A 17,779-nucleotide genomic window follows, 5' to 3' on the forward strand; every position below is an offset into this window, starting at 1 on the left:
CGGGTACTGAATGTCGCCCGGGCCGGGTTCTATGCGTGGCTGCATAACCCGGTCCCGGCGCCACAGTCATCTCGGCGGCGTCAGTCCGGAGGCCTTTGAATAGGCCTCGTCGTGAGGACAGAATTTGTCTACGAGCGTGGGCCTGTCCAAAAAGCTCTCATTGTCCCATGAAAATGAATATCCAAATAATTCAACAACGTTTCGCAAAATCGAATGGGTTTACCCCCTTCTCCCGATTCGCATCCAGATAATCAGCCCACCACTGCAACATTAGCCTACGCTCCCCTATATGCTCCGCCATATGAATATAAGCCGCCCGAACAGAGTTGCGTTCCTGATGACTCATCTGCCGCTCTACCGCATCTCTAGACCACAGCCCCGACTCAATCAACGAACTACACGCCATCGTTCTGAAACCATGTCCACACACTTCCGTTTTCGTGTCATAGCCCATCACTCGCAGAGCCTTGTTAACCGTATTCTCACTCATCGGCTTACGCGGATCGTGATCGCCCACAAAAATCAGCTCTCGATTCTCATTCATGCTTTTGATCTTTTCCAAAATGGCTAGAGCCTGCCGCGACAAAGGAACAAGATGAGGTGTTCGCATCTTTGAACCACGCTGAGAATGCTTAACACCTTCTAGCGGTTCACGCTCACCAGGAATCGTCCACATAGCCGTTTCAAAATCTACTTCAGACCAGCGAGCAAAACGCAGTTCGCTTGAACGGATGAAAACTAGTAACGTGAGTTCGACAGCCAGTCGGGTTAACGGTCTGCCAGAGTAGTGATCGATGCGGTGAAGTAATTCAGGAATGCGGTTAAGTTCCAATGCAGCACGCTGCTGTCTTTTCGCCGTAGCAACCGCACCGGCAATTTCTTGCGCGGGGTTATTATCGATTAGGCCGCTCTGCACAGCAAATCGCATAATCGCGGTAGTGCGCTGCTGTAAACGGGCGGCGACTTCAAGTCGCCCGGATGACTCGACAGCTTTAATGGGTACAAGAAGATCCCGAGTCTTGAGCTCCGCAATGTTCCGCTTACCGATGGTAGCAAAGAGATTATCTTCAAGACTTTTCAACACACGAGCGCTATGCAATGCCGACCATTTCTGATTACTGGCGTGCCAGTCTCTGGCAACCACCTCAAACGTTATCGCCTCTTGTTCCTGCTCTACTTTAACGGCTTTCTTATTCTCACTGGGATCGACACCATTAGCTAACAGCTTACGGGCTTCATCCCTGCGTGCTCTGGCATCCGCCAGCGAAACCTCAGGGTATTTCCCAAGCGCCAGCATCTTCTCTTTACCACCGAAGCGATAACGTAGCCGCCAGTATTTTGAGCCGTTAGGGTGAACCAGCAATACCATACCGTCACCATCAGTAAGCTTATAGGCTTTTGCTTCAGGCTTAGCCGAACGAACCTTCACATCACTCAGAGCCATGATGAGTATCCTTTCAAGGGTTCTGTGTGGGTACAAACATTATCGAACCGGGATATACCCGCAGTTGTACCCACTTCAGTAAGTTGATGTAGATTGAATCAGGTTGACTTAGGTTAAGTGAAAAGCGAGAAAAGCCTTGCGGATACTGGATTTCAGGCACAAAAAAAGACGTCCGTTGACGTCTATTGATGTTCCGATGGTGCCGAAGGCCGGACTCGAACCGGCACGTATTTCTACGGTTGATTTTGAATCAACTGCGTCTACCGATTTCGCCACTTCGGCACTGAAGGGGATGCGGAAACGTTGTGGATTATACCTGTCGCGCGCCGCCATGCAAGCGACGACGCGCGAAACCCGCGCTAAGTGCCCAAAAAACCAGCGCCCTTTGTCACTCCAGCTCAGACACCGCCAGCCGAATCACCCTCGCTGCCTTCTGCTCCGGCAGCGCCAGCACCTTCGCCCACATCTCCTGCACCATATCGCAGGAGAGCTTCTCTTTGCCCACCGCCTTCTCCGGCATCTGCAGCAGCTGGATGTCCTCGCCGTACTTATCGGCAAGTGCCTTCATAATCGGTCGCACATCCTCAACTGCCGCCTCGCGTTCGGCCGGGGTCACGGTGTGGCGGTTTTTGCCGTAGGCCGCGCGCATCATGTCGGCGTCGGCCTGCATGCGCCGCGCCATCAGGTCTTTATCCAGCATGCGCATCGGGTTCACGCCGCCCTTCACAGTCGGGTAGAGGAAGCGGAAGCAGGCGTCGTCGCTCACCTTCTGGATGGCGGCGGTCTGCTCCATGTTGATGGTCATGTAGTTCACCACGTTGGCGTCCGGGGCGTTTTGCAGGCGCGTCATCTGCAGATGCAGGATCTGCGGCTGAATGGTGTCGATAATCTGCTGCTCCGGCTCGCCCGCTTTTTGCAGGGCGGCCATCTGGTCGAGGATGCGCTGATGCAGCGCGGGCTCCTGCTCCTTAATTACCTGCCAGGCGGGCATCGCGTTAAGGGCGGAATCCATCTGCCGTTCCGGAGAGCGCTGCCTGTCGAAGAACACCCAGAACGCCACGGCGGCGGCCACCACAACAACCATCACGGTACGGGTCCACGTTTTATTCATCTCGCATCCTTATCCTTGAATTATGCCGGTTTACACCGGCACGCCGCTGTGGAAGCGAAACTCGTGGTCCGGTGTCGAGATAAGTGTGGCTTCAATTTCGCCAAAATGCTGTATGCGGGGTGAGATATCGTCGTCGCTCACCTGCCGGGCGAGCGTCAGGTAGTCCTGATAGTGGCGCGCTTCCGAGCGCAGCAGCGAGAGATAGAACTTCTGCAGGTCGTCGTCGAGGAACGGGGCCAGCGCGGCGAAGCGTTCGCAGGAGCGGGCTTCGATGTAGGCGCCGCAGATGAGCTTGTCGATCAGCGTCAGCGGCTCGTGGGTGCGTACTTCCTTCAGCATCCCTTTGGCGTAGCGGCTGGCGGTGATTTTGACGTACGGAATGTCGCGGGCCAGCATCGCCTCGCGCACCTGCCAGAAGTGGTGAAGCTCCTCTTTGATCAGCAGCACCATGCTGTCGATGAGCGCCTGGCCCCACGGGTCGTCGGTTTTGGGCATCACACTTTTGCCAATCTGCCTGTGCAGGGCGATGAAGTCCGGCTCCGGGCCGTCGCGGAAGGTGAACTGTTCGTAGGGCTTGAGCCAGTCGAGCAGCGCGTCGGCACCGCTTTCGTCGGCGACGTATTTACGCACCAGCAGCAGCGCGGTCTGGGCGGCCTTGAGCTCGCACACCATGTGGTCGGTGAGCAGCAGCGGCAGGTTCGCCGGGTCGCGGGCTTTATCAATCCATGCTTGCGGGGTCGGGCACTGGAGGAAGTTGAGTACGGGGGCGAGTATCTGCGGGTAATCCATGGTTCTGCCTTGAAAAAGCGGTGGCGCGCGCCACCGCCTGAAACGCTTAGTGACGCACGCCGTCGTCGTCTTCGTCGACGTAATCTTCGTCGTCGCCTTCCTCGCCGTCTTCACCGTTCGGATCTTCGAAGTAGGTTCCCCAGCCGTCGTATTCCACGTCAAACTTCTCGGCCAGGTTCATCAGCTGTTCTACCTGCGCGTCGATAAGCTCCGCCTTCAGCGCGCCTTCGCTCAGGATGTCACAGCAGATAACGGTGTCGCCCTCTTCCACTTCCAGCTCTTCCGGCTCGGTCACTTCGTAACCCAGCTTGAAGGCTTCTACGGCCATTTTTTCCAGCGCGTCGAAATCATCCGCAGAGAAATGGTGCTCGATGGTGTAGAGCGCGTCCGGATCGCTACCGTCTTCCAGCAGTTCTTCAATAATCAGACGCGTCTCTTCGCGTTGCTCTTCCAGGTGTTCCGGGTTTGCCATGGCTCAATCCTCTTTAAAGTGCGGCAGATACTTCTATTTTCACACACGGACGGGTTTGCCTCCACCTTTGTTGGAAAGATTTGTGAAACGGGGTTGCAAATGAATAATTACACATATAAAGTGAATTTTAATTCAATAAGTGGCGTTCGCCATGTGAGGATAAAATGTCCGATTTATACAAGAAACACTTTCTGAAACTGCTCGACTTTACCCCTGCACAGTTCACTTCTCTGCTGACCCTTGCCGCACAGCTCAAAGCCGATAAAAAAAATGGCAAGGAAGTACAGAAGCTTACCGGTAAAAATATCGCGCTCATCTTCGAAAAAGACTCGACCCGTACACGTTGCTCTTTCGAAGTTGCCGCATTTGACCAGGGCGCGCGCGTCACCTATTTAGGGCCGAGCGGCAGCCAGATTGGGCATAAAGAGTCAATTAAGGACACCGCGCGCGTGCTCGGACGAATGTACGATGGCATTCAGTATCGCGGCCACGGCCAGGAAGTGGTCGAAACGCTGGCGCAGTACGCGGGCGTGCCGGTGTGGAACGGGCTGACCAACGAGTTCCACCCGACGCAGCTGCTGGCGGATCTGCTGACCATGCAGGAGCACCTGCCGGGCAAGGCGTTTAACGAGATGACGCTGGTCTACGCGGGCGACGCGCGCAACAACATGGGCAACTCAATGCTGGAAGCGGCAGCGCTGACCGGGCTGGATCTGCGCCTGGTGGCCCCGAAGGCCTGCTGGCCGGAAGAGAGCCTGGTGGCGGAGTGCAGCGCGCTGGCGGAGAAGCACGGCGGGAAAATTACCCTGACGGAAGACGTGGCGGCGGGCGTGAAGGGCGCGGACTTTATCTATACCGACGTGTGGGTGTCGATGGGTGAAGCCAAAGAGAAGTGGGCGGAGCGGATTGCGCTGCTGCGCGGGTATCAGGTGAACGCGCAGATGATGGCGCTCACCGGCAACCCGAACGTGAAGTTCCTGCACTGTCTGCCCGCGTTCCATGACGACCAGACCACGCTCGGCAAGCAGATGGCGAAAGAGTTCGACCTGCACGGCGGGATGGAGGTGACGGACGAGGTGTTTGAGTCGGCGGCGAGCATCGTGTTTGACCAGGCGGAAAACCGGATGCATACGATTAAGGCGGTGATGGTGGCGACGCTTGGGGGTTGAGTCCTCTGCGGTCTGGTGCCCTCACCCCGGCCCTCTCCCACAGGGAGAGGGAGAAAACACTAAAAATGACAACAGCGTTATCGTCAGGCAGAAAAATTCATTTTACTGACGCTTTCTCAGATACGCATTAACCATAATAGGTATTTATCTTTTTATTAACCATTATTTACTGAGTAGATAATGGTTAATATCAGGTCATTATCAATTACAAAACACCTTATATTATCGGCGTAATATTTCCTTATTGCTGCATTTCATTAATAAGGATTGTTTATGTCATGGAATAAACATGAAGCTGTGTCATACGCCCGTAGCCACGCACTAACCCATACTGGACACTATTGCGCTCGAGCAATCGCCGCCGCCATTCGAGCCGGAGGGCTTAAAATCGAAGGGGCAAACGCTAAGGATTTCTGGCGTTCTCTTGAAAATGCAGGGTTCACAAAAGTCTATGGCACCCCCATAGAGGGGGATATCGCGGTGATTGATGCCTTGCCCGGCCCGAATCAGTACGGGCATGTCTGTATTTATGATGGCGCTGGAACCTGGTATTCAGATTTTAAACAGAGAACACTGTACCCGGGGCCAACCTATCGCCAGCTCCAGCCAGCCGTAACCTTATACAGGCATTATTAATATGAATAAGCTCATCTTAATTGTGTTATTCAGCACAGCCGCATTGGGGGCCGAAGATTTTCAGATACCGATGCAGCGCGCCCTTGAATTCAATCGCTGGTACGTCAAACAGGTGAACAACGATCGTTATCCCATCCAAGAGGGAAATGAAATCGATAAGTTCGTTACGGCCAGCACCATGAAAAAATTACGTCATGCAGACGATCCCCGTTATGCCGACGCTGAATTTTACGAGGCTGATTTTTTTATGAAATCGCAGTATATCGGCGAGGACTGGGCTGAGAATGTGGCTATTGATTCGTATGTTTCAGACCCGGTCTGTGTAAACGTGAATATCACGTTTGGCAAAAAGACCCAGCACACAGTCATTGATTGCATGGTTAAAGAAGATGGGGTCTGGAAAATCCAGTCTGTTGCCGCCCGGGATAATAATTGATGCCCCCCGCTAACAATAATGTAGCCGCCTTTGTTGCCGGGTGGCACTGCGCTTACCCGGCCTACACAACCCGTAGGCCCGTGCAAGCGTAGCGCCGCCGGGCAAATCAGGCAGCCCCTCTCCCACGGGCAGAGGGAGAACATCGGCGCCATTTCATTGATTTTTCACCCCGAAAAAGGTACGTTTTCGCCTTAATTCCAGCGTGGACATGCCAGCATTATGCCGATTATTCAGTCTGTTGAACGTGCGTTGCAGATCCTCGACCTGTTCAACGAGCAGGCCACCGAGCTTAAGATCACCGACATCAGCAAACTGATGGGGCTGAGCAAGAGTACCCTCCACTCGCTGCTGAAAACCCTGCAGCTTCACGGCTATATCGATCAGAACCCGGAGAACGGTAAGTATCGCCTCGGCATGAAGCTGGTCGAGCGCGGTCATTTCGTCGTGGGCTCCATCGATATTCGTCAAAAGGCGAAAGGCTGGCTGACGGAGCTGTCCCAGCGGACCGGGCAGACCACCCATCTGGGGATCCTGGACGGGCGTGAAGGGGTCTATATCGAGAAGATTGAAGGCAAGCTGGCCGCCATCGCCTATTCGCGCATCGGCCGCCGCCTGCCGGTTCACGCCACCGCCATCGGCAAGGTGCTGATTGCCTGGCTGGGCGAGACCGAGCTGAACGACCTGCTGGAGGGCTATCAGTACACCACCTTTACGCCCGCCACCCTCGCGTCTCGCGAAGCCTTAATTAGCGCCCTGGCGCAGACCCGCGAGCAGGGTTTTGCCCTGGACCGCGAAGAGAACGAGCAGGGCGTGCGCTGCGTGGCGGTGCCGGTGTGGAACCATGAGTCCCGCGTGATTGCCGCCCTGAGCCTGTCGACGCTGACCTCCCGCGTGGACGACGCAGAGCTGGCTAATTTCCGCGAACAGCTTCAGCAGGCCGGGCTCGAGCTCTCACGCGCGCTGGGCTACCCGGCCTGAGCCGTTAAACCGGCTCGTAGGTGAAGTAGTCGAAGTCCGCGTGGCAGCCGTCGCCGCTGATGTCCTCGCAGTGCAGCCCCACAAACGCGCCGGTGAAGAAGCCGCGCCCGCCGATGTAGTCGTCCGACAGCTTCCACGCCTCATACGTTACCGGCACGGTGTGCCACGTATCGCCGTCGAACGAGTAGCTGTAGCGGTAGACCAGCGTATCCACATCTACCCGCAGCCAGACGCTCTCCGCGCTCTCCGGCACCGGAATCGGCCGCTCGTGCAGCGGCCACGACGGTACGTTGTGGTCGAGCTGGATAACCTTAATCGTTCTGCCCTGCCCCTCCTCGTAGTCCACAAAGCAGTAGCTCCAGTTTTTGCTGTTGTAGTAGCAGGTCAGCCCCGCGCTCTGCTGGAAGTGGACCGGCGAAAACTGCATCCGCGTCTCGGCCCGGAAGGTGAAGTGCTGCCAGCGGCGCGCCACGGTCGACTGGGTAAAGGTCGAGTTGAGCGAGTCGTTGCCGTAGAGCCGTAAATAGCCCGGGCGCGCGGTGAGCGAGCCGAGGGTGTCGTCGAACGGAATGCGCAGGGTCTGCAGTTCCGGGTCGAGCGAACTGGCGTCGAAATCGTCCCGCCAGGTCGTCTGAACGGTAGCGGGCTGCTCGGCCATCTGCGGGCCGGGCACGGTCAGCTGCGCATGCTTGCCGCCTTCCACGTACGGCCAGCCGTCGCGCCAATCAATGCGGGCGATTCCGGTCTCGCGCCCCAGCGGGCAGTAGCCGCGCCCGCCAGCGGCCAGCAGCGGCACGCCGGGCAGGCGCAGCGGGCGGCTGGTGAGGTAGGCCATGTACCACTCTCCGGTGTGGATCTGCAGCAGCGAGCCGTGGCCGCTCTTCTGCAGCGGGTTCTCCGGCAGGTGCCAGCTGGTCATCATCGTTACGTCCGGGTGCAGCTCGTACGGCCCGTCGATATTTTTGGAACGCAGCACCACGACGGCGTGCTCGTAGCTGGTGCCGCCCTCGGCGACCATCAGGTAATACCATCCCGCGTGGCGATACAGGTGCGCGCCTTCGGTGTAGCAGAGCGGCGTGCCGGTAAACAGCGTTTTGCGCTCGGGCGAGAGGGTGCCGGTCTGCGGGTCAAACGCCTGCATCACGATGGTGTTGTGCGGGTTGCTGTGGTGGCGCGGCCCCCACGGGCGGTAGATATAGTATTTGCGGCCATCGTCGTCGTGGAACAGGGACGGGTCGAACCCGCCGTTGCCCATCGGGATCGGCTCGCTCCACGGCCCCTCGATGGAGGGCGCGGTAACGAGGAAGTTGCGGCCGTTTTTCCACGGCGAGTCGACAATCTTCACGTCGGTGTAAAGCAGCCAGAACCTGCCGTCGGCGTAGCTCAGGCACGGCGCCCAGATGCCGCCGGAGTCCGGGTTGCCCTTCATGTCCAGCATCGACACGCGGTCCAGCGGGGTGCTGACCAGCGACCAGTTTTTCAGGTCGCGGGAGTGGTAGATGCGCACGCCGGGGAACCACTCGAAGGTCGAGGTGGCGATGTAGTAGTCCTCGCCCTGGCGGCACAGGGACGGGTCCGGGTTAAAGCCGGTGAGTATCGGGTTGGTGATTTCCATATTGCCTCCGGTTAATGGGATGCGGCTGTCGCTGCGTCGGGAACGGCCTCGCCCTGCGCCGCGCGGTGTTTGATCAGCTGCTGGCTGATGGCCTCCACGCGGGCGTCGGTGAGCTTGTAGAACGACAGCATGATGAACATGCCCGCGTAGAGCACCACCGGCACCACGCAGAAAAGAATTTTGATGGTGGTGAGCACCTCGACCGGCTGCACGCTGCTGCTGGCGGAGTAGTTCACATACGCCAGGATCCAGCCCACCACCGCCCCGCCAATCGCCAGGCCAATCTTCAGGCTGAACAGGTAGGTGGAGAACACCAGCCCATCGAGGCGGCGACCGCTGCGGCTCTCCTCGTAGTCCACTACGTCAGAGGCCATCAGCCACTGCAGCGGCGTGGTGGTGTTGAAGACGAACAGGAACAGAATGTTGAGGGCAAAAATCAGCGCGATATGCTCGGCCGGGGTAACGAAAATCAGCAGACTAATCAGCGAGTAGGCGACGATGATCCACTTGAAGGCGGTGACGCGGTCGAAGCGGCCCAGCAGGCGGGAAGAGCAGAGCGAGCCGAACATGGTGGCGAGGCTGCCGTAGAGTAAGAACTGGGTCGCCATCTCCGGGTGATCCATCACGTATTTCACGAAGTAGAGCGTCGCCCCGCCGCGCACCACGTTGGAGCAGGTCGCCATCATCTTGAACGCGCACATGATGCGCCACTGGCCGTTGACGAGCAGCAGCCTGAGATCTTTCGCCACCGACGAGCCCGGCTGCACCTCAAAGGTGTAGCGCTCTTTGGTGGTAAAGAAGCAGACGTAAAGCAGCACCACGCCGCTCAGCCCGAGCACGCACATGGCGCCAAAATAGCCCACCTGTTCGTTCCCTTTGCCGATGATGCTGACCAGCGGCAGCGCGATGCCGCTGATGGCGAGCGAGCCCGCCGCAGCCAGGAAGAAGCGCCAGGACTGCAGGGCGTGGCGCTCTTTCGGGTCGGCGGTGATGACGCCGGGCATGGCGCAGTAGGGCACGTTAACGAAGGTGTAGACCAGGGTCAGGAGAATGTAGGTCACGCAGGCATAGATGATTTTGCCCTGCACGGAGAAATCCGGCGTGTAGAAGGTCAGCACGCAGACGATGCCGAACGGAATGGCGCCCCACAGCAGGAACGGGCGGAACTGGCCGTGCCGCGTGCGGGTGCGGTCTACCAGCAGCCCCATCAGCGGGTCGGTGACGGCGTCGAGCACGCGGGAGACCAGAAACAGCGTGCCCATAATGCCCGCCGACAGGCCGAAGACGTCGGTGTAGAAGTAGGCCAGCAGGAACATCGTGGCCTGCCAGACGAAGCCGCAGGCGGTGTCACCCAGCCCGTAGCCAATTTTGTCTTTCATGGTTAATTGCGTCATCAGAATTACACCCTTATGTAGTGTGCTGAATTACAACATCGTGTTAATGGAGTGTAATGAGCTGTTCAATTAACCAGCAATGGTCATATCTTATTTCTGAATTACGTTATTTTGCTTTTGTGACGCCAACGATATATCACAACTTATTGTTTAAATTAATAAATAACAGGAACAGGAAAACCGCCCGCGGAATATTTCCCGCAGACGGATTTATCTCAGAAAATAATTAAATGCCGAGCGCTTTTTTACCGGCGTTAATTACCTCAATGATTTTATCGGTGTCATAAATACAGCCTTTCCAGGTGCCGCCGCTCACCGACTGCAGCGCCGCCCACAGCCGGGTATCGTCCGGCAAAAAGTCATGGGCGTGCAGATCCGGGTGCGTCTGCCTGACTGCCAGCTCGCGCGCGCCCTCTTCCGGCGTCAGCGGGTTGTCCGCCGTGCCGATAAAGTTCACGCTGCCCGTGAGGGTCAGGCGGTCAACCGCTATCTCGATGATGTCGTTATCGCGCAGCTTGCCAATCGGCCCGCCCGCCAGCGCCTCCGGCGACACGTGGCCGAAGCAGGCGCCCGTCGACACGCCCGAGAAGCGCGCATCGGTGATTAACGACACTGTCTTGCCCCACGAGATATGCTTCAGCGCGGAGGTGAGCTGGTAGGTCTCTTCCATGCCGGTGCCGGACGGTCCGCCGCCGATGACCACCATGATATCGCCCTGCGCAATTTCTTCCCGCTTGATGGCCTTGATTGCCTGCGCTTCCGAGACAAACACCCTCGCCCGGCCGGTGTGGCGGTAAACGCCATCTTCACCGACGACCGACGGGTCGATCGCCGTGGCCTTGATCACCGAACCTTCCGGCGCGATGTTGCCCGTCGGGAAGCAAACCGTCGAGGTCAGCCCTTTCGCTTTTGCCTTCTTCGGCGGCAGGATCACGTCATCCGGATCTACGCCGTCCTGCTCGCGCAGGCACTGGCGGAAGCGTGCCCGACGCTCGGACGCCTGCCACCAGTCGAGGTTCTCGCCCACCGTCTGGCCAGTCACGGTCATGGCGTCCAGGTGCAGCAGACCGAGATCGCGCAGGTGGAGCATTACCTCCGGCACGCCGCCCGCGAGGAAGGCGCGCACGGTCGGGTGATAGTCCGGGCCGTTGGGCAGCACGCTCACCAGGCGCGGCACTTTACGGTTGACGCGCGTCCAGTGCTCAACGTCCGGAATAGTGCAGCCCGCCGCGTGGGCGATGGCCGGAATGTGCAGCAGTAAGTTGGTGGAGCCGCCGAACGCCGCGTGGATCACCATCGCGTTTTCGATGGCTTTGTCGGTGAGGATATCGCGCGTGGTGATGCCGCGGTTATCCAGCTCGCTGACCGCGCGCGCCGACTGGCGGGCGATCTCCAGCCACACCGCCTGCCCGGACGGCGCCAGCGCGGAATGCGGCAGCGCCAGGCCCAGCGCCTCCGCGACCACCTGCGAGGTGCCCGCCGTGCCGAGGAACTGACACCCGCCGCCCGGCGAGGCGCAGGCGCGACAGCCCAGCTCGGCGGCCTCCTGCAGGGAGAGTTCGTGGTTGGCAAAGCGCGCGCCGATGGTCTGCACCTTGCCCGCATCTTCCCCGACGGTCGGCGGCAGCGTCGCCCCGCCCGGCACCAGAATGGTCGGCAGATTGTGCATCGAGGCCAGCGCAATCATGGTGGCGGGCAGCCCTTTATCGCAGGTTGCTACGCCGATCACCGCCCGGCGCGTCGGCAGGGAGCGGATCAGGCGGCGAAACACGATCGCCGCGTCGTTGCGGTACGGCAGGGAGTCGAACATGCCGTGCGTCCCCTGCGAGCGTCCGTCGCACGGATCGCTGACGAAGGCCGCAAACGGGATCCCGCCATTGCGGGTGATCTCCTTCGCCGCCGCCTGCATCTGCATGCCGATCTCCCAGTGCCCGGTGTGGTAGCCCAGCGCGACCGGGCGTCCGTCCCCGGCGCGGATGCCGCCCTGGGTGCCGATGATCAGCACCTCTTTCCCGGTCAGCCTGTTGGCGTCCCAGCCCATTCCGGCGTTCTGCGTCATGCCGAACAGGTTGCCGCTGGGAGATTCCATCAGCATCTGCGGGGTCAGCGGCAGCGCGCCCTGCGGCCCCGCCGCGTGGGTGATCACCGCATAAAACGCGTCGTCCTGTGGGGTGAAAATTTTCTCAATGGTCATCGTTATCATCCGGCTCAGCAGAGCTTGAGCTGTTGCAGCAGGGTTTTCAGCTGCGCCTTGCGCGGCGCGTCCAGCGGCGAGGCGGGCGGCAGCACGTGCGTAGAGACAGGGCGACCGCAGAGCACGATCGCCTCTTTAATCACGTTCACAAACGGCGTATCCAGCTGATACATCTGCGGGATTTGCAGCAGGGTCTGATGATACTCAGCCGCTTTCGCCACGTCCCCGTCGCGCCAGGCTTTCAGAAGATTCACCGACACCTGCGGGGCAAAGTTGCCGCTCGCCGAAATCGCCCCGTCGCCGCCGAGCAGCAGGGTATTAAACAGATGATCGTCGTAGCCGCAGAGCACCGTGAAGTGCGGATGGGAGCCTTTGACGGTATGGATCATGCTGCGCAGGTGGGCGACGGAGTCGATGGTGTCTTTGATGCCGATAATATTGTTGCGCGAGTCGGCAAGGGTTTTAACCAGCGCCGGGGTCAGATCCTGCCCAGTCAGCGCCGGGAAGTTATAGAGCATCACCGGCAGCGTGACGCTGTCGGCCACCTGCTCGAAATAGCGGATCAGGTTCGCTTCCGACACTTTCCAGTAGTAGGGGTTGATCACCACGATGCCGTCCGCGCCCGCCTGCTGCGCGTGCTGGCTCAGTTCAATGGTTTCCCGGGCGTTGGTGCCGCCGGTGCCGATCAGGACCGGCACGCGACGATCGACGTGATCGATAGCAAAGCGGGCAATTGCTTTACGCTCTTCGGCGCCGAGCTGGGAGAACTCGCCGCCGCTGCCCAGGAAGAACAGGCCGTCAACGCCTGCTTTGATGAGATCGTCGATCAGCGCGGCAGTGCCCGTCTTATCGAGCTGGCCGTCGGCGGTAAAGATGGTGGAGACAGGGGGAATGATTCCCGTGAACAACGCGGACTTCGGCATGAGATCTCCTTGCTGAATCATTTTGTTCTACATTATAGAACAGCGTTCATTATTTTAACGATCATACTATGACGCAGAAAAAGCGCAGGTAAATGGGAAGGGAAGAGGGAGTGTGGGAAATTTAAGCTGGATCACATATTGCGTGGGTGCGGTCTGGTGCCCTCACCCCGGCCCTCTCCCACGGGGAGAGGGTTAGGGTGAGGGGTCAGGGTTACTCCACCAGCATTTTAACAACCACTTTCCTGACCTTCGCAGGCGCACCCACCGCGCACAGCGGCTTGTGCACCTCACCCGGCCAGAACACCACAAAATCCCCTTCGCTAAGCACCACGGTTTTCTCCTGCTCGCCTTCCGGCAGGAACGCGATGTCTTTGTCCGCCAGCCAGTCGGTGTCGGGCGTACCGTGCGGCAGGGTGCTGAAGGTCATCCCCTCCTGGCCCTTCATGATTATCTGGATGTCCAGATAGCGCGCGTGGTACTCGGCGCGGCGCTCGGCGAACGGCTGGGTCATGTCTTCCGAGACCAGATAAAAGAGGCTGCTGCCGTTGATGTCGTGCTTGCCGAGCGGCGTGGCGTCGGTAACGTGGGCTTTAACGTGCTCGATGGCCTGACGCAGATCGTCAGGCAGCCAGGAGTGCAGATGGTGGATGTTGCCGATAATCATGTGAAATCCCTCTATGTAAAACAATGTTTCATTTTTATCTTTTATACGAGAGTTAAGGCTGCCATACCAGCGCTTTTTAGAGGGGTTTTGCGCGAACGCATGTTTATCGGGAATGGTGTTAATTTGCTGTTAAGCCCTCGCAGGCATTTATGCAGTCATTATGCATATCTTCAGCTCTTCGTTATCACGCCCTTGCGCTAACTCATTGATCGCCAGGCCTTAACAACAAAACTCGCTACCGCTTCACATTTTATCACTTTGATAATTTGCTATTAAATTCAATAAATATTTATTGATTTTCCTTAAGCCCAAAATAGTTAATTAGCAATAATGCATAGTCATTCCGCAAAAACTATAAAAACAATTAAAATCAATAACTTAACAAAATATTTCAAAGCATTAAATTCTACAAAACACTAACAACTGAAAATAATGACAACGGATAGTGCTTAGCTATTCACCTCGTCAGAATAATCAATTAATCATTATCTGATGCGAATCATGCAAATGAAAACAAACCGCTTAATATCCATTTTCGCGTGAGCAACATCACAATAAGGATTATTTAACCGCCTAGTATGAATCACGAAATCAATTGAGCTTAGCCGCCATGCAATTAAATACATGACATGGCGCATGCCCTTTTTATTCTGAAAAACAGTTAAAGGAATAATTATGGAAAAGCATTACGTCGGTTCTGAAATTGGTCAATTGCGTAGCGTTATGCTGCACCGCCCAAATTTAAGTCTGAAACGTTTAACGCCATCAAACTGTCAGGAGCTGCTTTTCGATGACGTGCTCTCGGTTGAGCGGGCGGGTGAGGAGCATGACATCTTCGCCAACACGCTGCGCGAGCAGGGTGTGGAAGTCCTGCTGTTGACCGACCTTCTGACGCAATCTCTTGATATTGCAGAAGCGAAAGCCTGGCTGCTGGATACCCAAATCTCCGACTATCGCCTCGGCCCAACCTTTGCCGGCGACGTGCGCGGCTGGCTGGCAGATATGCCGCACCGGGAACTGGCGCGCAGGCTGAGCGGCGGATTAACCTACGGCGAAATTCCGGCGGCCATTAAAAATATGGTGGTGGATACCCACACGGCGAATGATTTTATTATGAAGCCGCTGCCGAACCATTTATTTACCCGCGATACCTCCTGCTGGATTTATAACGGCGTCTCTATTAACCCAATGGCCAAACCGGCCCGTCAGCGCGAAACCAATAACCTGCGGGCAATATATCGCTGGCACCCGGCGTTTGCCGACGGCGATTTTATTAAGTATTTCGGCGACGAGAATATTAATTACGACCACGCCACCTTAGAAGGCGGCGATGTATTAGTCATTGGCCGCGGCGCGGTACTGATCGGCATGTCCGAGCGCACGACGCCGCAGGGCGTGGAGTTCCTCGCCAACAGCCTGTTTAAACACCGTCAGGCCGAGCGCGTGATCGCCGTTGAGCTGCCCAAACACCGCTCCTGCATGCACCTCGACACCGTCATGACCCACATAGACGTGGATACCTTCTCCGTCTACCCGGAAGTGGTGCGCAAGGACGCCCAGTGCTGGACGCTCACCCCGGACGGACGCGGCGGCCTGCTGCGCACTCAGGAAACCGACCTGCTGCACGCCATCGAGAAAGCGCTCGGCATTAGCCAGGTGCGCCTGATCACCACCGGCGGCGACGCCTTTGAAGCCGAACGCGAGCAGTGGAACGATGCCAACAACGTGCTGACTATCCGCCCGGGCGTGGTGATCGGCTACGAGCGCAACGTCTGGACCAACGAGAAGTACGACAAAGCGGGCATCACCGTGCTGCCTATCCCGGGCGACGAGCTCGGACGCGGCCGCGGCGGCGCGCGCTGCATGAGCTGTCCGCTTGAGCGCGACGGAATTTAAAGGAGCCATCATGGAACGAAAACCCACTCTGGTTGTGGCCCTGGGCGGCAACGCGCTGCTCAAGCGCGGCGAGCCGCTGGAAGCGGATATCCAGCGCCAGAACATCGAGCAGGCCGCGCGCACCATCGCCGGATTAACGGAACAGTGGCGCGTGGTGCTGGTGCACGGCAACGGACCGCAGGTCGGGCTGCTGGCGCTGCAGAACAGCGCCTACGACAAAGTCACGCCCTACCCGCTGGACGTTCTCGGAGCCGAAAGCCAGGGAATGATCGGCTACATGCTCCAGCAGGCGCTGAAAAACAGCCTGCCGCAGCGCGAGGTGAGCGTCCTGCTCACGCAGGTGGAAGTGGACGCTGCCGACCCTGCCTTCAGCAACCCGACCAAATACATCGGCCCGGTGTACAGCGAAGCGCAGGCGAAAGCGCTGGCCGCGGAGAAAGGCTGGGTGTTTAAGGCCGACGGCAGCTACTTCCGCCGCGTGGTGCCGTCACCGCAGCCGAAACGCATCGTCGAGAGCGACGCCATCACGGCGCTGATCCAGCGCGATCACCTGGTGATCTGCAACGGCGGCGGCGGCGTGCCGGTAGTGGAGAACGCCAACGGCTATCGCGGCATTGAGGCGGTGATCGACAAAGACCTCTCCGCCGCCCTGCTGGCGCGCCAGATCGAGGCCGACGCCCTGCTGATCCTGACCGATGCCGACGCGGTGTACCTCGACTGGGGCAAGCCGACCCAGCGCCCGCTGGCGCAGGTGACGCCGGAGCTGCTCAGAGGCATGCAGTTCGACGCCGGATCGATGGGGCCGAAAGTGGCCGCCTGCCGCGAGTTTGTTGAGGCCTGCAACGGCATTGCCGGGATCGGCGCGCTGGCCGATGGCGCGGAGATCCTCGCGGGCGAGAAAGGCACGTTGATTCGTAACTGAGTCGTTTTCCCCTCACCCTAACCCTCTCCCTAAGGGAGAGGGGACGATTACACCCTCTCCCCGTGGAAGAGGGCCGGGGTGAGGGCATCAAACAGCAAATTTTAAAAAGGATTTACCCATGACCATCAATCTGAAAAACCGTAACTTCCTGAAACTGCTGGACTACACCCCGGCGGAGATCCAGTACCTGATCGACCTCGCCATCGAGCTGAAGGCCGCCAAAAAAGCCGGACGTGAAAAGCAAACCCTGGTCGGGAAAAACATCGCCCTGATCTTTGAAAAAACCTCCACCCGCACCCGCTGCGCCTTCGAAGTGGGTGCGTTCGACCAGGGCGCGCAGGTGACCTACCTCGGCCCAAGCGGATCGCAGATCGGCCATAAAGAGTCGATGAAAGACACCGCCCGCGTGCTGGGCCGCATGTATGACGGTATCGAATACCGCGGCTACGGCCAGGCCATCGTTGAGGAGCTGGGCGAGTACGCGGGCGTGCCGGTGTGGAACGGCCTGACCGACGAGTTTCACCCAACGCAGATCCTCGCCGACCTGATGACCATGCTGGAGCACGCGCCGGGCAAAACCCTGCCGGAGCTGAGCTTTGCCTATCTCGGCGACGCGCGCAACAACATGGGCAACTCGCTGATGGTCGGCGCGGCCAAGATGGGGATGGATATCCGCCTCGTCGCGCCGAAATCCTTCTGGCCGGAAGCCGGGCTGGTTGAGCAGTGCCGCGCCATCGCCAAAGAGACGGGCGCGCGCATCACCCTCACCGATGACGTGGAAGAAGGCGTGCGGGGGACCGATTTCCTCTACACCGACGTGTGGGTCTCCATGGGCGAGCCGAAGGAGGCCTGGGCCGAGCGCGTCAGCCTGATGAAGCCGTATCAAATCAACGCGGACGTGATGAAGGCCACAGGCAACCCGAACGTCAAGTTTATGCACTGCCTGCCGGCGTTCCATAACGAACACACCAAAGTGGGCCGCGAGATCGAGATGGCGTACGGCCTGAAGGGGCTGGAGGTGACGGAAGAGGTCTTCGAATCGCCGAACTCCATCGTCTTCGACGAAGCAGAGAACCGCATGCACACCATTAAAGCGGTCATGGTGGCGACACTCGGCGACTAATCACCGCCCGGCG

The 17,779-nt window shown here is 58.3% G+C and carries 17 protein-coding genes and 1 tRNA gene; 8 read left to right on the forward strand and 10 right to left on the reverse strand.

Going from position 1 to position 17,779, the window contains the following annotated elements; translation table 11 throughout:
* Positions 1–190: 190 nt before the first annotated feature.
* The 5 genes from ADJ24_RS12335 to rraB all read right to left on the reverse strand — a co-directional run bounded on the left by ADJ24_RS12335 (position 191) and on the right by rraB (position 3,816).
* Positions 191–1,444: a tyrosine-type recombinase/integrase gene (locus ADJ24_RS12335; RefSeq protein ID WP_023310215.1), complete on the reverse strand. Its 1,254-nt coding sequence runs from the start codon at positions 1,442–1,444 to the stop codon at positions 191–193.
* A gap of 197 nt (positions 1,445–1,641) precedes the next feature.
* A tRNA-Leu gene (locus tag ADJ24_RS12340) sits at positions 1,642–1,726 on the reverse strand.
* Between the two features lie 106 nt (positions 1,727–1,832).
* Complete coding sequence (locus tag ADJ24_RS12345; RefSeq protein ID WP_023310213.1) at positions 1,833–2,555, reverse strand: hypothetical protein; 723 nt, start codon at positions 2,553–2,555, stop codon at positions 1,833–1,835.
* A gap of 30 nt (positions 2,556–2,585) precedes the next feature.
* A complete protein-coding gene (gene miaE / locus ADJ24_RS12350; protein ID WP_023310212.1) occupies positions 2,586–3,344 on the reverse strand; it encodes a tRNA isopentenyl-2-thiomethyl-A-37 hydroxylase MiaE in 759 nt (252 codons plus the stop codon).
* A 46-nt stretch (positions 3,345–3,390) separates the two neighbouring features.
* Positions 3,391–3,816, reverse strand: coding sequence for a ribonuclease E inhibitor RraB (rraB, locus tag ADJ24_RS12355; RefSeq protein ID WP_006810300.1), 426 nt, complete (start codon positions 3,814–3,816; stop codon positions 3,391–3,393).
* Positions 3,817–3,915: 99 nt separating this feature from the next.
* Here rraB and argL point away from each other — a divergent pair, with 99 nt between their 5' ends.
* From argL to xynR, 5 genes are all read left to right on the forward strand, one after another.
* Entirely contained in the window at positions 3,916–4,011 is a 96-nt protein-coding gene (gene argL / locus ADJ24_RS25560) for a putative translational regulatory protein ArgL (RefSeq protein WP_213845421.1), read from the forward strand.
* Positions 3,981–4,985, forward strand: coding sequence for an ornithine carbamoyltransferase (argF, locus tag ADJ24_RS12360; protein ID WP_014830469.1), 1,005 nt, complete (start codon positions 3,981–3,983; stop codon positions 4,983–4,985). Before argL ends, argF (ADJ24_RS12360) begins: the two co-directional genes overlap by 31 nt.
* Before the next feature lie 273 nt (positions 4,986–5,258).
* Positions 5,259–5,621 carry a hypothetical protein gene (locus ADJ24_RS12365; RefSeq protein WP_023310211.1) on the forward strand — a complete coding sequence of 121 codons (363 nt, stop codon included), beginning with the start codon at positions 5,259–5,261 and terminating at the stop codon, positions 5,619–5,621.
* 1 nt (position 5,622) lies between these two features.
* On the forward strand, positions 5,623–6,057 hold the full coding sequence (locus ADJ24_RS12370) for a DUF3828 domain-containing protein (protein WP_023310210.1): 435 nt from the start codon (positions 5,623–5,625) through the stop codon (positions 6,055–6,057).
* Between the two features lie 219 nt (positions 6,058–6,276).
* Positions 6,277–7,035 (forward strand): DNA-binding transcriptional repressor XynR, encoded by a 759-nt coding sequence (xynR, locus tag ADJ24_RS12375; protein ID WP_023310209.1) that lies wholly within the window; start codon positions 6,277–6,279, stop codon positions 7,033–7,035.
* Positions 7,036–7,039: 4 nt separating this feature from the next.
* On the opposite strand, the gene ADJ24_RS12380 is transcribed toward xynR, so the two are convergent.
* From ADJ24_RS12380 to ADJ24_RS12400, 5 genes are all read right to left on the reverse strand, one after another.
* On the reverse strand, positions 7,040–8,650 hold the full coding sequence (locus ADJ24_RS12380; protein ID WP_023310208.1) for a glycoside hydrolase family 43 protein: 1,611 nt from the start codon (positions 8,648–8,650) through the stop codon (positions 7,040–7,042).
* Positions 8,651–8,661: 11 nt separating this feature from the next.
* On the reverse strand, positions 8,662–10,044 hold the full coding sequence (locus ADJ24_RS12385; protein ID WP_023310207.1) for an MFS transporter: 1,383 nt from the start codon (positions 10,042–10,044) through the stop codon (positions 8,662–8,664).
* Positions 10,045–10,270: 226 nt separating this feature from the next.
* Positions 10,271–12,238 carry a xylonate dehydratase YagF gene (gene yagF, locus ADJ24_RS12390; RefSeq protein WP_023310206.1) on the reverse strand — a complete coding sequence of 656 codons (1,968 nt, stop codon included), beginning with the start codon at positions 12,236–12,238 and terminating at the stop codon, positions 10,271–10,273.
* A gap of 14 nt (positions 12,239–12,252) precedes the next feature.
* Entirely contained in the window at positions 12,253–13,161 is a 909-nt protein-coding gene (yagE, locus tag ADJ24_RS12395; RefSeq protein WP_023310205.1) for a 2-keto-3-deoxygluconate aldolase, read from the reverse strand.
* 211 nt (positions 13,162–13,372) lie between these two features.
* Complete coding sequence (locus ADJ24_RS12400; RefSeq protein WP_023310204.1) at positions 13,373–13,825, reverse strand: YhcH/YjgK/YiaL family protein; 453 nt, start codon at positions 13,823–13,825, stop codon at positions 13,373–13,375.
* A gap of 675 nt (positions 13,826–14,500) precedes the next feature.
* Here ADJ24_RS12400 and arcA point away from each other — a divergent pair.
* The 3 genes from arcA to argF (ADJ24_RS12415) all read left to right on the forward strand — a co-directional run bounded on the left by arcA (position 14,501) and on the right by argF (ADJ24_RS12415) (position 17,766).
* A complete protein-coding gene (gene arcA, locus ADJ24_RS12405; protein WP_023310203.1) occupies positions 14,501–15,721 on the forward strand; it encodes an arginine deiminase in 1,221 nt (406 codons plus the stop codon).
* 10 nt (positions 15,722–15,731) lie between these two features.
* Entirely contained in the window at positions 15,732–16,643 is a 912-nt protein-coding gene (gene arcC / locus ADJ24_RS12410; RefSeq protein ID WP_048702581.1) for a carbamate kinase, read from the forward strand.
* Positions 16,644–16,761: 118 nt separating this feature from the next.
* Positions 16,762–17,766, forward strand: a complete 1,005-nt coding sequence (gene argF / locus ADJ24_RS12415) for an ornithine carbamoyltransferase (protein WP_023310201.1) — start codon at positions 16,762–16,764, stop codon at positions 17,764–17,766.
* Positions 17,767–17,779 lie beyond the last annotated feature (13 nt).

Origin of the sequence: Enterobacter sp. 940_PEND (assembly GCF_001059415.1) — a bacterium.
In the GTDB taxonomy this organism is placed as follows: domain Bacteria; phylum Pseudomonadota; class Gammaproteobacteria; order Enterobacterales; family Enterobacteriaceae; genus Enterobacter; species Enterobacter cloacae_M.